Genomic DNA, 14,787 nt, shown 5'->3' with positions numbered 1-14,787 from the left:
TGTTATGGGCGCAGTCAGGAAAGAGCAGGTTCAACCGGGTATCGCCCGCTGGCGCTTCGCGCTGGTGGCGGCCCTGTTGTGCCTGCTCGCCCTGGCCCTGGTGTTACATCTGGCACGGTTGCAGGTGCTGCCCGAAGCGGAGCGAGGCTACCGTTTCCTGCAGGATCAGGGGCGCGCCCGCACCATCCGCACCGAGGAGATCGCGGCCTATCGCGGCTCGATCGTGGATCGCAACGGCGAGTTGCTGGCGGTGAGCACGCCGGTACACAGCCTCTGGGCCAACCCGCAACTGCTGCGCGAAGCCAGTGCCGATGAGCTGCGCCGCCTGGCTACCGCGCTGGAAATGAAGCCCGGGGCCCTGGCCAAGCGCCTCGACAAATACCGCAACAAGGAATTCATGTACCTGCGCCGCCACCTGTCGCCCGAGCAGGCGGGCAAGGTGTTGAGCCTGGATACCGCCGGTGTCTACAGCAAGAAGGAATATCGCCGCTTCTATCCCGCCGGTGAGGTAGTGGCGCAGCTGCTGGGCTTTACTGATATTGATGATCGCGGCCAGGAGGGTCTGGAGCTGGCCTACAACGACTGGCTGTCCGGTCAGCCGGGTGCCCAGCAGGTGGTCAAGGATCTGAAGGGGCGCACCGTGCAGGACCTGGCTACCAAGCGCGAGGCGCGCCCGGGTCGCGATCTGCGCCTGTCCATCGATATGCGCCTGCAGTACCTGGCCTATCGTGAGCTGAAGCGGGCGGTGAGCGAAAATGGCGCCGCTTCCGGCTTTATGGTGATCCTGGATACCCACAGCGGTGACGTACTGGCGATGGCCAACCAGCCCTCGTTCAATCCGAACAACCGCCGCGGCGTCAAGGTGGCAGCGATGCGCAACCGCGCCCTGATCGACCAGTTCGAGCCGGGTTCCACGGTCAAACCACTGACCGCGTTGGCGGCGCTGGAAACCGGCCGCTATCAGCCGCATACGCCGATCGATACCAGCCCCGGATATATCCGCCTGCCCGGCAAGACCCTGGTGGATCACCGGAACTACGGCAAGATCGACCTGACCAAGGTGATCACCAAGTCGAGCCAGGTCGGCATTACAAAAATCGCCCTGGATCTGGAACCAAACTCGCTGCGGGAACTCTTTTACCGCCTGGGGCTGGGGGAGAGCGTCGGCAGCGGCTTCCCTGGCGAGGCCGCGGGGATACTGCCCAGCCGCGGTCGTTGGCACCCTATCGAGCGGGCCAACTTCGCCTTCGGCTACGGTTTAACAGTAAACGGGGTGCAGCTGGCCCAGGCCTACAGTGTGCTGGCCAACGCCGGGCTCAAGCGCCCGGTTTCTTTGGTTTTGTCCGGCGATAAAGTGGCGGCGGAGCCGGAGCGGGTCGTCGAAGGGCCGCTGGCTCGGCAGGTTACGGCGATGCTGGAAACGGTCATCAGCAAACAGGGTACCGGCAGCCGCGCGGCAGTCGAAGGGTATCGGGTGGCCGGCAAGACCGGTACCGTGCACAAAGTGGGCAGCGACGGCTATGCCGACAATCGCTACCGCTCGGTATTTGCGGGCTTTATCCCGGCCGACAGACCGCGCCTGGCCGCGGTGGTGGTGATCGACGACCCGAGTCGGGCAAAGTACTACGGCGGCGAAGTGGCCGCGCCGGTATTCGGTTCGGTAATGGCCGGCGCCATGCGCCTGCTGCAGGTGCCGCCCGCAGAGCTGCAGCCGGCAGAGCGGCAGCTGGCTGCGCAGTTGAGCGAAAGAGGTAAAAAATCGTGACTCAGCGCGAACAACAAAGTATTTCCCTTCAGGAGCTTGTCCCTGGCTACGCCGGCATCCCCGACGTGGCGGTGACCGGCGTGGCGCTGGACAGCCGCCAAGTGCAGCCGGGCGATGTGTTTATGGCCCTGCGAGGCACCGTCGTCGACGGGCGTGAATATATAGATGCGGCCATTGCCGCCGGCGCCGGTGCGGTACTGGCCGACGGTGACAAGCTGGAATGCAAGAGCCGCGACGGTATCGAAGTCGTCAGCGTGCCGGGCTTGGCCAAGCGTGTCGGTGAAATCGCTGCGCGTTTCTACGGCAACCCCACGGACCAGATTCACCTGGTCGGCGTGACCGGTACCAACGGCAAGACCACTTGCGCCTACCTGACATCGCAGCTGCTGGCGCGTCATTTCGGCAGCGCCGCGCTGATGGGCACTATCGGCAACGGCGTCTGGAACGACGGCAACATCGAGCTGCAGGAAACCGGCCTCACCACGCCGGATCCGGTGCGTCTGCAGGCGGATTATGCCGCCTTCCGCGATCAGGGGGTGCGCGCCGCGGCGATGGAAGTTTCCTCCCACTCCCTGTCACAGGGGCGGGTACACGGGCTGATTTTCGATACCGCGATCTTCACCAACCTGTCGCGAGACCATCTGGATTACCACGGCAACATGGCCGCCTACGGTGCCGCCAAGGAAAAGCTGTTCGGCCTGCCGAAGCTGAAGCGCGGCATTATCAACCTCGACGACCCCTTCGGTGCGCAACTCGCTGAGCGCTGCCGGCTGCGCAACCTGAAAGTCATTACCTATGGACTGCAGGCGGGTGACCTGCACGCGACCGATTTGCGTCGCCACGAGGGCGGATTCTCCGTACAGCTGACTACGCCCTGGGGCAGTGGCGAGCTGCAGGCGCCGCTGATCGGTGATTTCAATATTCACAACGCGCTGGCGGTGGTGGCCGCGGCGGCGTCCGCGGGTATGCCGTTTGCAGACATTCTCGCGGTTTTCCCGACCATCAAACCGGTGCCCGGCCGCATGGAGCGGGTAAAGGCCGATAGCGCGGATGCCAATGGAGAAGTGGGTGTGCTGGTGGACTACGCCCACACCCCGGATGCGCTGCGCGCGGCACTGGCGGCGGCGCGCCCTTACTGCCGCGGCAAACTATGGTGCGTATTCGGCTGCGGCGGCGACCGCGACACCGGCAAGCGCGCGCCTATGGGCCGTATTGCCTCGGAGATGGCCGATCACGCCATCGTCACCAGCGACAACCCGCGCAGTGAGGAACCGCAGAAAATCATCGACGATATTCTCGAGGGCGCGGCCAGCAATATCGAAGTGGAAATCGATCGCGCCGCTGCTATCGCGCGCGCCGTGGCGTCTGCACAGCCCGGCGATATCGTCCTGATTGCGGGTAAGGGGCACGAGGACTACCAGATTATCGGCAGTGAAAAAATTCACTTCTGCGACCGCGAGCAGGCCACAGCGGCACTGCAGCGGCGTGCCGGCAAACAGGCGCAGGCCAGCGAAATCAAGGGGGAAGCCGAGTGATCAGTCCGCTTTCTCTGCAACAGTTACAGGGTCGCTTTGGCGGCGAGCTGGTTAACGGCTCGGTGCAGTTTGATCGCGTATGCACCGACACGCGCAAACTGGATCCACAGGCACTGTTTGTTGCACTGATGGGCGAAAACTTTGATGCGCACGATTTTGTGGGAGAACTGGAAGGGCAGGTGCTGGGGCTGGTAGTCGAGCGGGAAATTCCCGGTTGCAAACTGCCGCAGTGGCGCGTGCCGGACACGACCATCGCGCTCGGCCAGATCGGCCAGTTGTGCCGCGAGCAGTTCAAGGGCCGTGTAATCGCGATTACCGGCTCCTGCGGCAAGACCACGGTCAAGGAAATGTTGTCCGCTATTTTTGCCCAGCGCCACAACCCCTGCGTGACGCGCGGCAACCTGAACAACCAGTTCGGCCTGCCGATGACATTGTTCGGGCTGTCGGCGGATCACGACGTGCTGATTCTGGAAATGGGCGCGAACGGCCCAGACGACATCAGCTACCTGTGCAGTATCGGTAAGCCGCAGGTAAGCGCGGTCAACAATGTGATGCCCGCGCACGTGGAAGGCTTCGGCTCCGTGGCGGCGATCGCCAAGGCGAAGGGGCAGATTTACACCGGCCTCGAAGTCGGCGGCACCGCGGTGATCAATGCCGATGACGGTTATGCGGATTACTGGCGCGACCATATGCCGGAGGGCGTGCGCAGCCTGGAAGTAGGCCTGGGGCATCAGTGTGGGATTCACGCCGACAATATCGATATGGATGAACACGGCTGCCCGTCCTTTGATCTGGTGATCGAGGGCCTGGCGCATCCGGTGAAATTGCAGCTGCTCGGTGAGCACAATGTGCACAACGCATTGGTTGCCGCCGGCTGTGCCTTTGCCGCCGGCGTGCCGGCGGCGGATATCGCCAGCGGCCTCGGTAACGTGAGCGGTGTGGCCGGTCGCCTGCAGGAGCAGCGCAGCCCGCAGGGCGCGACGATTATCGACGACAGCTACAACGCCAATCCCGGCTCGGTCGGCGCGGCGATTGAGCTGCTGGCACAGCGCGCTGGCAAAAGAATCCTGGTGCTCGGCGATATGGCCGAGCTGGGTGCGGATGCAGAGGAGATGCACCGCCAAATCGGCGAGCTGGCGAGGGAGCGCGGACTGGATGCGCTGTTTACCCTGGGACCCCTGGGGACTGCCGCCAGTGTCGCCTTCAGTGCGGGGCGGCACCAGCCGCTGCACAACTACCGGGACAGAGAGCCGCTGGTGGCGGCGCTGTCTCACGAACTGAATAAAGACACCACGGTGTTGGTGAAGGGTTCCCGCAGTGCCCGCATGGAACTGATCGTGCAGGCACTGACCGGGAACGACGGAGAGGATAACTAATGCTGCTCTGGCTGGCAGAAGTACTGCAACAACACGTGAGCACCTTCGCGGTGTTCAATTACCTGACTGTGCGCGCGATCCTGGCGGCACTGACCGCGCTGGGTACTTCGCTCATCGTCGGTCCGCGCATGATCACCTGGCTGAACCAGCTGCAGGTGGGGCAGGCGGTGCGCGATGACGGTCCGCAAACCCATCTGAGCAAGTCCGGCACCCCGACCATGGGCGGTACGCTGATTCTTGCCTCCATCTTTTCCTCGGCGCTGCTGTGGTCAGATCTGAGCAATCGCTATGTGTGGGTAACCCTGATAGTGACCTTTATTTTCGGCGCCGTGGGCTTTGTCGACGATTACAAGAAAGTCGTGCACAAGAATCCGCGGGGTCTGATTGCGCGCTGGAAATATTTCTGGCAGTCGATCGCCGGTCTGGGTGCCGCTATCTATCTGTTCATGAGTGCCACCAGCCCGGCGGAAACGCAGTTCTTCGTGCCATTCTTCAAGGACGTCGCCATCGACCTGGGGCCAGCGTTCTTCATTCTGCTGACCTACTTCGTTGTGGTCGGCTCCAGTAATGCGGTGAACCTGACCGACGGTCTCGACGGCCTGGCAATCATGCCGACGGTCATGGTCGGCGGTGCCCTCGGTGTTATCGCCTACCTGGCCGGCCACGTGGAATTCGCCAATTACCTGCATATTCCGTCGATCCCCGGAGCCGGAGAACTCGCGGTCTTCTGTGCGGCGCTAGGTGGCGCCGGCCTCGGCTTCCTGTGGTTCAACACTTATCCGGCCCAGGTATTTATGGGGGATGTGGGTGCGCTGGCACTGGGCGCGGCGCTCGGCATCATTGCGGTGATCACCCGCCACGAGATCGTGCTGTTCATTATGGGGGGCGTTTTCGTGATGGAAACCGTATCGGTCATCCTGCAGGTAGCGTCGTTCAAGCTGACCGGCAAGCGCATTTTCCGCATGGCGCCGCTGCATCACCATTTTGAACTGAAAGGCTGGCCGGAGCCGCGCGTGATCGTGCGCTTCTGGATCATCACCGTGGTGCTGGTACTGGCCGGCCTGGCAACACTGAAACTTAGATAAAAGTAAAACGGCGATAACAAAAGCAATGAGCCTGATCGCGACTTCGGAGAAAAAAGTGGTAATCGGCATGGGCGCTACCGGTCGTTCGGTAGTGCGCTTCCTGCTGCGCGCCGGTTTTTCCCCCGTGGTCGCTGACAGCCGCCAACAGCCGCCGGGGCTGGATGCCTTTCGCGAGGAATTCCCAGAGGTGCCGGTGGAAACCGGGCCGCTGAATGCCGCAACGATGCTCGCCGCCAGCGAAATCATCGCCAGCCCGGGTATCGCACTGGCAGAGCCGGCGCTGCAGCAGGCGGCCGACGCGGGAATTCCGGTCATCGGCGACATCGAGCTGTTCGCGCGCGAACTGGCTCGCCTCGAACAGCCGCCGCAAGTCGTCGCCATCACCGGCTCCAACGGCAAGAGCACTGTCACCACGCTGGTGGGCCTGATGGCGGAGCAGGCCGGGGTGGATGTGCGGGTGGGTGGCAATATCGGTGTGCCGGTGCTGGATCTGCTGGCTCAGGCTCTGCCGCAGTTGTTCGTGCTGGAGCTTTCCAGCTTCCAGCTGGAAACAACCTATTCCCTGGCGCCCTCTGTTGCGACGATCCTGAATCTGAGTGCGGACCATATGGACCGCTACGCCAGCCTGGCGGATTACCACCGCGCCAAGCAGCGTATTTACCGCAATGCCAAACAGCTGGTGGTGAATCGTGCCGATCCGCTGACACGCGGACCGCTGTCCCGCGACAGCCGCGAGTGGAGTTTCGGCCTGGATCAGCCGGACCTACAGCAGTTCGGCCTGCGCAGCTTCGCCGGCACCCGCGAAAGCGGAAAACAGGAAGAGTGGCTGGTGCAGGGGATGGAAAAACTGTTGCCGGTCGGCGAGCTGGCCATGGTCGGCAGACACAATGTTGCCAATGCGCTGGCGGCGCTGGCGCTGGGCAATGCGGTGAACCTGCCGATGGCCGCGATGCTTTCGGTACTGCGTAGTTTCAACGGCCTGCCGCACCGCTGCGAGCGGGTGGCGGATCTGGACGGTGTCACCTTTGTCAATGATTCCAAGGGCACCAACGTCGGTGCTACGCGCGCCGCGCTGGACGGACTCGCAACCGCAACGAACAAGATAGTGCTGATCGCCGGTGGCGACGGCAAGGGCGCCGACTTTGCGCCGCTGGCGGAATCCGCCGGCGCACTGCGCGCGCTGGTCACCATCGGCGTTGACGGGGACAAGATCGCACAGGTATTCGAGGGAAAAACCGAGATTCACCGCGCCGCCTCCATGGGGGACGCGGTAGCGCAGGCGCGGGCACTGGCCGCGAAAGGTGACTATGTACTGCTGTCGCCTGCCTGCGCCAGCTTCGATATGTACAGCAATTTCGAGGCGCGCGGCGACGATTTCCGCCGCGCGGTTGCGGCGCTCTCCGGTAGCCCGACCACGGGAGGTGCCGAGTGAGCAAAGTGCAGGCACTGATGCAGGATGACAAGAATCTCGACTGGCTGCTGCCGTTTTGCGTACTGGCCCTGGTCAGTATCGGTGTGGTGATGGTGGCCTCGGCCTCGATCGCCTTTGCGACCGATGTGTATGGCGATCCCTGGTTTTTCCTCAAGCGCCACCTGATGTATCTGGGTGTGGGCGCGCTGGCCGCACTGGTCGTGAGCCAGGTGCCGCTGTCGGTATGGTCGCGCCTGTCCTGGCCGCTGCTGCTGTTTTCCTGCCTGCTGCTGATGGCCGTACTGGTGCCCGGAATCGGCCGCGAAGTGAACGGCAGCCGCCGCTGGCTGGCTTTCGGTTCCATTACCGTGCAACCGGCGGAGGTGGCGAAGTTCTGCCTGCTGGTTTTCTTCGCCAGCTTCCTTACCCGCCGCAACCAGCAGCTGCGCCACTGGAGCAGTTTTATGGTGCCGGTGGTGATCCTGGGTATGGTCGCGATGCTGCTGCTGTTACAGCCGGACTTCGGCTCGGTGGTGGTAATTTCCGGCACCGTGTTGGCGATGGTGTTCCTCGCCGGCGCGCGCCTGCCGCACACCTTTTTACTGGTGGGGGCAGCGGCCTGTGGCCTGGCGCTGATGGCACTGGTGAGTCCCTATCGCCTGCAGCGCCTAATGACCTTCCTCGACCCGTGGGGAGATCAATTTGCCAGTGGTTACCAGTTGACTCAGTCGCTGATTGCGTTCGGGCGCGGCGAGTGGTTTGGCGTTGGCCTCGGCAACAGTGTGCAGAAGCTGTTTTATCTGCCGGAGGCACACACGGACTTTATTTTCGCCATCCTCTCCGAAGAGTGGGGTATGGCCGGTGGCCTGGTGGTGATCGGGCTTTTCGTCGCGCTGACCTGGTCGCTGTTGCGCCTGGTGCGTGGCGCGCTCGCACAGCAGAAGTTTTTTGCCGCGCTGATGGCGTTCGGCATTGCGGTGCTGCTGGCCGGTCAGGCATTCGTCAATATGGGCGTGGCCTCCGGATTGCTGCCGACCAAAGGACTGACTCTGCCATTCGTCAGCTCCGGCGGCAGCAGCCTGGTGGTCTGTTGTGCCCTGTTTGCACTGGCGCTGCGCCTGCAGACTGAGCTGCGGGAAAAGGCGGACAATGAGAAGCCGAATGCAGGAATTATTCGACAGTTGCCGATCTTCAATCCCCTCCAGGTGGGAGATCGCACATTGAAAGGGGAGGCGGCCTGATGTCCGACCAGACCCAGGTAAGTAAAGCGCCGTTTTCCGGCAAAAAGTTTCTGGTAATGGCCGGTGGTACCGGCGGCCATGTGTTCCCGGCGCTGGCAGTGGCCCACGCACTTGAGGAGCAGGGCGCGACCGTAGAGTGGTTGGGCACCGAGCGCGGTATCGAGGCGCAGCTGATTCCGGATGCGGATATACCGCTGCACTTCATTACCGTCGAGGGTGTGCGCGGCAAGGGCAAGCTGGCGCTACTGAAAGCGCCGCTGCAGATTCTGCGCGCGATTACACAGGCGCGCGCCGTGGTGAAAAAGGTGCAGCCGGATGCGGTACTCGGTTTTGGTGGCTTTGCCACCGGCCCCGGTGGCGTCGCCGCGCGCTTGAGCGGCGTGCCGCTGATTATTCATGAGCAGAATGCGGTGGCCGGCACCACCAACCGCCTGCTGGCCCGCATCGCCAGTCGCGTGCTGGAGGCATTTTCCAGTGGGCTGCCAGGCGCGCAGCAGGTGGGCAACCCGGTGCGCAACGAGATTGTGCAACTGCCGGAACCGCAGGCGCGCATTGCTAAGGAACAGCCGCTGCGCCTGCTGGTACTGGGTGGCAGCCTCGGCGCCGTGGCAATCAACGAGCTGGTGCCGCAGGCCATATCTCTGCTGGAGCCGGCACTGCGGCCGCGCATCGTGCACCAGGCCGGCAAGCGCCACCTGGATGTGGCCCGTGAGGCCTACAAGCTGGCGAATGTGGACGCCGAAGTGGTGCCGTTTATCGCCGATATGGCGGCGGCCTACAGCGACGCCGACCTGATTATCTGCCGCGCCGGTGCGTTGACGGTGTCGGAAATTGCGGCGGCTGGTGTGGGCGCAATCATGGTGCCCTTTCCGTTTGCGATCGACGATCACCAGACCAAGAACGGTGAATGGCTGGAGAAGGCCGGCGGTGCGATTGTTATTCAGCAGGATGCACTGGATGCGGAAAAACTGGCGGAGTTGCTGAAAGAGTTGTTCGGCGAGCCGCAAAAACTGCTGACAATGGCCGAAGCCGCGCGGCGGGTTGCCAAAACAGATGCAACGGCGCAGGTACTGAAGGCCTGCGGCGAAGAACTGGCGCTGGCCAGATAGTGGGTAAGGGGTAAGAGAATGTCATCAGAACTGACGGCTACACAGAAGCGTTACAGCGTACCCACGATGCGCCGAATCCGCCGTATCCATTTTATCGGCGTCGGCGGCGCCGGCATGAGCGGTATTGCCGAGGTACTGCAGAACCAAGGCTACGAAGTGTCCGGCTCGGATCTGCGCGAGTCTTCGGTGACCGAGCGGCTGCGCAAGCTGGGTATCAAGGTCCAGATCGGGCACAGTGAGGAAAATATCTCCGGTGTCGACGTGGTAGTGAATTCCTCCGCGGTGCATGGCGATAACCCGGAAGTCGTGGCAGCACTCGAAAAACGCATCCCGGTGGTGCGCCGCGCGGAGATGCTCGGCGAGCTGATGCGCTACCGCTACGGCATTGCGGTCGCCGGTACCCACGGCAAGACGACGACTACCAGCCTGATCGCGTCGATATTTGCCGCGGACAAGAAGGATCCGACCTTTGTGATCGGTGGCCTGGTGAATGCGGCGGGAGCCAATGCGGCCCTGGGCGAGAGCCGTTACCTGATTGCCGAAGCCGACGAGAGCGATGCGTCGTTTATTCACCTGCAGCCGATGGTGACCGTGATCACCAATATCGATGCGGATCATATGGAAACCTACGGCGGTGATTTCGAAAAGGTAAAGCAGATCTTTATCGATTTCGTACACAATCTGCCGTTTTACGGCCTCGCGGTTGTCTGCGGTGACGACGAACATATTCAGGAAGTGATCCCGAAGTTTTCGCGCCCGATCGTGACCTACGGCTTCGAAGAGGGGAACGACTTCCGCATCGTCGACGTAAAGCAGGAACCGCTGCGCAGCCACTTCAGCGTACAGCGGCCGGATGGCAAATTGCTCGAAGTGTGTGTCAACACACCGGGTATTCACAATGTACTGAATGCGACTGCCGCGATCGCGGTGGCGACGGACGAAGGTATCGCCGACGAGGCAATCCGCAAGGGACTGGAGGGCTTCCAGGGTGTCGGTCGTCGATTCCAGATCTTCGGTCACTATGCCGTCAGCGACGAAGCCAGTGCCGAGAAGGTCATGCTGGTGGATGACTACGGTCACCATCCGCGGGAAGTGGCTGCGACCATCAAGACGGTCCGCGACGGCTGGCCGGAGCGCCGCCTGGTGATGATTTACCAGCCACATCGCTACACGCGTACGCGGGACCTGTTTGAGGACTTCGTGCAGGTGCTGTCGCAGGTAGACAAACTGATACTGCTCGACGTATACAGCGCCGGCGAAACGCCGATTCCGGGCGCGGACGGCCGCACCCTGGCGCGCAGTCTGCGCAACCGCGGGCAGGTGGATCCGATTTTTGTCGAGACAATTGAGCAGGTGCCGCCGATCCTGGCGGATCTGCTGGAGCCCGGTGATATCGTGCTGACGCAGGGTGCCGGTAATGTGGGCGCGCTGGCACAGCAGCTGGCCCAGTGGCGCCTGGGCGAAACAACGGCAGAAGGTTGACAGCGCGGTGAAAGCGGCAGCCGACAGGAAAGAACGAAAAACGGAGCGCAAGAAGAAAAAACCAGTGCGCGGCGCGCGGCCGATTGCCGACAAGGCTGAGGGCACTGGTGGCGGACGCAACTGGCGGCCGCTGTTGCCGGCGGTGCTGGCAGTCGCTGTCCTGGCCGGCCTGAGTTACGGCGGCTTGTGGTTGTGGCAGCGTACGCCGGTGCAGGAACTCAGCCGGGTCGATGCATTGGAGCACGTAAGGGTCAAGGGGCCGTTCAATGCGGTGACCCAGCGGCAGATCGAAGAAATACTGTTGCCGTATTTGCAGGAAGGGTTTTTCTCCGCGGATATCCGCGGCATGCGCGAGGCGCTACTGGAGAACTCCTGGATCACTTCGGCGTCGGTAAATCGGCGCTGGCCCCGCGGGGTCGAGGTGGAGGTGCAGGAGGCGCAGCCGCTCGCGGTATGGGGCAAGGACAAATTGCTGGTGGCGAGCGGCGAGCTGTTGCCGCGACCAGCGCAGATGAATACCGGTCGCCTGCCGGAGTTGGCGGGTGACGAGGAGCTGGTCGAGCGCATCATGTCGCAGTACCAGGCCCTCGCGGGGTTGCTGACCACGCGGGATATGGAAGTGAAACGGTTGTCCTTTGACGACCTGGCAGGGTGGCACCTGGAATTGATTTCCGGAGTGGAGTTGCGCCTGGGGCACGACGAACTGCTGGAGCGGGTCAACCGGTTCCTGCAGCTGAGCCGGAGTGTGCTGGCTCCGCACCTGGAAAAAGTTGCCAGTGTCGATACCCGCTACGGCAACGCAGTGGCGGTGCAGTGGAAAAACGATAAAGAGTAATAGTGAATGCGGCGCGAAGGCCGCGATAACAACAAAATTTAAAAGCGAACGCTGTGCCCTGGGCCGTTATTGGGAATGCGATCCGGAGCACAGTTCAGCGAGGTTGGTACAAAAATGACACAAGCATCCGATCACCGCATGATCGTGGGTCTGGATATCGGCACTTCCAAAGTGGTCGCGATCGTCGGCGAAGTCTCCGGCGATGGCGAGCTGAATATTGTCGGTATCGGTTCACACAGATCTACCGGCATGAAAAAAGGTGTGGTGGTTAATATCGAATCCACCGTGCAGTCGATTCAGCGCGCGGTGGAGGAAGCGGAGCTGATGGCCGGCTGCGAAATTCACTCGGTCTACGCCGGTATTGCCGGCAGCCACATCCGCAGCCTGAATTCCCACGGCATCGTCGCGATCAAGGATCGCGAAGTGACGCAGCAGGATCTGGATCGGGTAATAGACGCCGCGCGTGCAGTGGCGATTCCGGCGGACCAGAAAATACTGCACACGCTGCCGCAGGAGTTTCTGATCGATAACCAGGAGGGCGTCAAGGAGCCGCTGGGGATGTCCGGCGTGCGGCTGGAGGCCAAGGTGCACCTGGTCAGCGGCGCGGTCAATGCGGCACAGAATATCGAGAAATGTATCCGCCGCTGCGGCCTGGAAGTGGAGGACGTCATCCTCGAGCAACTGGCTTCCAGCTACGCGGTACTGACCGAGGACGAGAAGGAACTCGGCGTGTGCATGGTCGATATCGGTGGCGGCACTACCGATATCGCGGTGTTTACCGGCGGGTCTATTCGTCATACCGGCGTGATTCCGATTGCCGGTGACCAGGTGACCAACGATATCGCCATGGCACTGCGCACGCCGACGCCGCACGCGGAAGAACTGAAAATCAAATACGCCTGCGCACTGGCGAAGCTGGCCCGCGAGGGGGAAACCATCAAGGTGCCGAGCGTCGGCGACCGCGCACCGCGGGATCTGTCCCGTCAGGCCCTGGCGGAAGTGGTGGAGCCACGCTACGACGAGCTGTTCACGCTGGTACAGGCGGAACTGCGCCGCAGCGGATTCGAGGACCTGTGCGCGGCCGGCGTCGTGTTGACCGGCGGCTCTTCAAAAATGGAGGGCGCGGTTGAGCTGGCCGAAGAGATTTTCCATATGCCGGTACGCCTGGCCGTACCGCAGGGTGTTGCCGGACTAACGGACATCGTCAGCAACCCGATTTATTCCACCGGCGTCGGCCTGCTGATGTACGCGATGAAGCAGGAGGAAACCGGCGAGAGCGGCCAGCGCCCGGTGCGCGAAGAAAACCAGTGGTGGGACAAGGTGAAGCACTGGTTCAGAGGCAATCTGTAAAAACGGTTAATCGATGGGCCGCGGGGCGGGCACAAACAGCCTCAACAGGATTTTTAGGGACCGAACTATAAATTTTGACATGAGCAAAAAAGGGGAACAGAGATGTTCGAACTAGTCGATAGCGTACAGGACAAACCTGTCATCAAAGTGATCGGTGTCGGCGGCGGTGGCGGCAACGCTGTGAAGCATATGATCATCAGCGAAGTGGAAGGTGTGGATTTCATCTGCGCGAACACCGATGCCCAGGCGCTGAAAGACATCGAGGCGCGCACCATTCTGCAGCTGGGTAACAACATCACCCGCGGCCTCGGGGCGGGCGCGAATCCGGATGTGGGCCGTCAGTCCGCTCTGGAGGATCGCGAGCGCATCGCGGAAGTACTGCAGGGTGCCGACATGGTGTTCATCACCGCGGGCATGGGCGGCGGTACCGGTACCGGTGGTGCACCGATCGTCGCAGAGATCGCCAAGGATCTGGGTATTCTGACCGTCGCCGTGGTTACCCGCCCGTTCAAGATCGAAGGCCGCAAGCGCTCGGTAGTGGCGGAAGAGGGGATTCTCGAGCTGCGCGACAAGGTCGACTCGCTGATCACCATCCCGAACGACCGCCTGCTGGAAGTGCTCGGCAACAAGATCACGATGAAGGCCGCCTATAAGGAAGCCGACAACGTGCTGCTGGGCGCAGTGCAGGGTATCGCCGACCTGATGATCCGCCCGGGCATCATGAACGTGGATTTCGCCGACGTGCGCACCGTTATGTCCGAAATGGGCATGGCGATGATGGGCTCCGGCTCAGCGGTTGGTGAGAACCGTGCCCGCGAGGCGGCAGAGAAGGCCGTGCGTAGCCCGCTGCTGGACAACGTCAATCTGCAGGGCGCCCGCGGCATCCTGGTCAACATCATCACCGGCAGTGAAGAAGGCGGCTGCCAGGAACTGACCCTGGGCGAATACTCCGAAGTGGGCGAAATCGTGCAGGAGATCGCTTCCGACGACGCCACCGTGGTGATCGGCACCGCCGTGGACGACAAGCTCGGCGATGAGATGCGCGTGACCGTGGTGGCCGCCGGTCTCGGCGAGGGCGCACAGCAGGCGGCTCGCCCGACCAAGGTGGTGGACAACACCCGCCGTCCTGAGATGCGCGAAGCGCGTGACAGCCAGGCCAGTTCGGCCGGTCTGTCTGGTCGCGAAAGCACCGACAACCGCGCCCGCATGGAAACCGAGCGCCCGAAACGCCCGGCACCGGCGCTGAACCCGGCGGATACCGATATGGAATATCTGGATATCCCCGCGTTCCTGCGCCGCCAAGCGGACTAGCGTCGGCTGGACCGCCGCGCCGTTAAGGCCAAACCCGCTCATGTCCGCCCGGCCTTCGGGCCGGGCAACAGCCGCGACGGCGAGCGGTTCAGATGCTGACTATTTGGTCGGCGATTTTGTTAACCCGGGCACGTCCCGGGTTAACAATTTTTAACAGCGCTAGTGCAGCACACCGCCTTACAATGGTGTCAAAGGAAGGCAGCATGGCGCCGCAGTTTTCGCGCTGAGCTATCCTGAAAATACAGGTCGACGATGTGAAATGACTGGCAGGCCATTGCTAGTTTTGG

The 14,787-nt window shown here is 62.3% G+C and carries 11 protein-coding genes; all 11 read left to right on the top strand.

Going from position 1 to position 14,787, the window contains the following annotated elements:
* Positions 1-4: 4 nt before the first annotated feature.
* The 11 genes from BLW36_RS06185 to ftsZ all read left to right on the top strand — a co-directional run bounded on the left by BLW36_RS06185 (position 5) and on the right by ftsZ (position 14,500).
* Complete coding sequence (locus BLW36_RS06185; protein ID WP_091386183.1) at positions 5-1,765, top strand: peptidoglycan D,D-transpeptidase FtsI family protein; 1,761 nt, start codon at positions 5-7, stop codon at positions 1,763-1,765.
* The gene (locus BLW36_RS06180; protein ID WP_091386181.1) at positions 1,762-3,300 is read left to right on the top strand and encodes a UDP-N-acetylmuramoyl-L-alanyl-D-glutamate--2,6-diaminopimelate ligase; all 1,539 of its coding nucleotides are present in this window, start codon (positions 1,762-1,764) and stop codon (positions 3,298-3,300) included. Before BLW36_RS06185 ends, BLW36_RS06180 begins: the two co-directional genes overlap by 4 nt.
* Entirely contained in the window at positions 3,297-4,676 is a 1,380-nt protein-coding gene (locus BLW36_RS06175) for a UDP-N-acetylmuramoyl-tripeptide--D-alanyl-D-alanine ligase (protein WP_091386179.1), read from the top strand. The genes BLW36_RS06180 and BLW36_RS06175 overlap by 4 nt, the downstream gene beginning before the upstream one ends.
* Positions 4,676-5,761, top strand: coding sequence for a phospho-N-acetylmuramoyl-pentapeptide-transferase (gene mraY / locus BLW36_RS06170; protein ID WP_091386177.1), 1,086 nt, complete (start codon positions 4,676-4,678; stop codon positions 5,759-5,761). Before BLW36_RS06175 ends, mraY begins: the two co-directional genes overlap by 1 nt.
* Positions 5,762-5,786: 25 nt before the next feature.
* The gene (gene murD / locus BLW36_RS06165; protein WP_091386175.1) at positions 5,787-7,193 is read left to right on the top strand and encodes a UDP-N-acetylmuramoyl-L-alanine--D-glutamate ligase; all 1,407 of its coding nucleotides are present in this window, start codon (positions 5,787-5,789) and stop codon (positions 7,191-7,193) included.
* Positions 7,190-8,413 (top strand): putative lipid II flippase FtsW, encoded by a 1,224-nt coding sequence (ftsW, locus tag BLW36_RS06160; RefSeq protein WP_244506145.1) that lies wholly within the window; start codon positions 7,190-7,192, stop codon positions 8,411-8,413. Before murD ends, ftsW begins: the two co-directional genes overlap by 4 nt.
* Positions 8,413-9,522 carry an undecaprenyldiphospho-muramoylpentapeptide beta-N-acetylglucosaminyltransferase gene (murG, locus tag BLW36_RS06155; RefSeq protein ID WP_091386173.1) on the top strand — a complete coding sequence of 370 codons (1,110 nt, stop codon included), beginning with the start codon at positions 8,413-8,415 and terminating at the stop codon, positions 9,520-9,522. Before ftsW ends, murG begins: the two co-directional genes overlap by 1 nt.
* A gap of 18 nt (positions 9,523-9,540) precedes the next feature.
* Positions 9,541-11,004: a UDP-N-acetylmuramate--L-alanine ligase gene (gene murC, locus BLW36_RS06150; RefSeq protein WP_091386172.1), complete on the top strand. Its 1,464-nt coding sequence runs from the start codon at positions 9,541-9,543 to the stop codon at positions 11,002-11,004.
* A complete protein-coding gene (locus BLW36_RS06145) occupies positions 10,940-11,839 on the top strand; it encodes a cell division protein FtsQ/DivIB (RefSeq protein ID WP_091386170.1) in 900 nt (299 codons plus the stop codon). Before murC ends, BLW36_RS06145 begins: the two co-directional genes overlap by 65 nt.
* A gap of 114 nt (positions 11,840-11,953) precedes the next feature.
* Positions 11,954-13,189, top strand: coding sequence for a cell division protein FtsA (ftsA, locus tag BLW36_RS06140; RefSeq protein WP_091386168.1), 1,236 nt, complete (start codon positions 11,954-11,956; stop codon positions 13,187-13,189).
* A gap of 102 nt (positions 13,190-13,291) precedes the next feature.
* Positions 13,292-14,500, top strand: coding sequence for a cell division protein FtsZ (gene ftsZ / locus BLW36_RS06135; protein ID WP_091386166.1), 1,209 nt, complete (start codon positions 13,292-13,294; stop codon positions 14,498-14,500).
* The last annotated feature ends 287 nt before the right edge of the window (positions 14,501-14,787 follow it).

Source organism: Microbulbifer marinus (genome assembly GCF_900107725.1).
Classification (GTDB): domain Bacteria; phylum Pseudomonadota; class Gammaproteobacteria; order Pseudomonadales; family Cellvibrionaceae; genus Microbulbifer; species Microbulbifer marinus.
The sequence above is the reverse complement of the archived record's forward strand: the minus strand, read 5'-3'. Positions and strand labels throughout refer to the sequence as shown.

What these genes read in the sequence shown, in the direction of transcription:
- BLW36_RS06185 (WP_091386183.1), top strand. Translation starts at nt 5, where the DNA reads ATGGGCGCAGTCAGGAAAGAGCAGGTTCAACCGGGTATCGCCCGCTGG.
- mraY (WP_091386177.1), top strand. Translation starts at nt 4,676, where the DNA reads ATGCTGCTCTGGCTGGCAGAAGTACTGCAACAACACGTGAGCACCTTC.
- murD (WP_091386175.1), top strand. Translation starts at nt 5,787, where the DNA reads ATGAGCCTGATCGCGACTTCGGAGAAAAAAGTGGTAATCGGCATGGGC.
- murG (WP_091386173.1), top strand. Translation starts at nt 8,413, where the DNA reads ATGTCCGACCAGACCCAGGTAAGTAAAGCGCCGTTTTCCGGCAAAAAG.
- murC (WP_091386172.1), top strand. Translation starts at nt 9,541, where the DNA reads ATGTCATCAGAACTGACGGCTACACAGAAGCGTTACAGCGTACCCACG.
- BLW36_RS06145 (WP_091386170.1), top strand. Translation starts at nt 10,940, where the DNA reads ATGTGGGCGCGCTGGCACAGCAGCTGGCCCAGTGGCGCCTGGGCGAAA.
- ftsA (WP_091386168.1), top strand. Translation starts at nt 11,954, where the DNA reads ATGACACAAGCATCCGATCACCGCATGATCGTGGGTCTGGATATCGGC.
- ftsZ (WP_091386166.1), top strand. Translation starts at nt 13,292, where the DNA reads ATGTTCGAACTAGTCGATAGCGTACAGGACAAACCTGTCATCAAAGTG.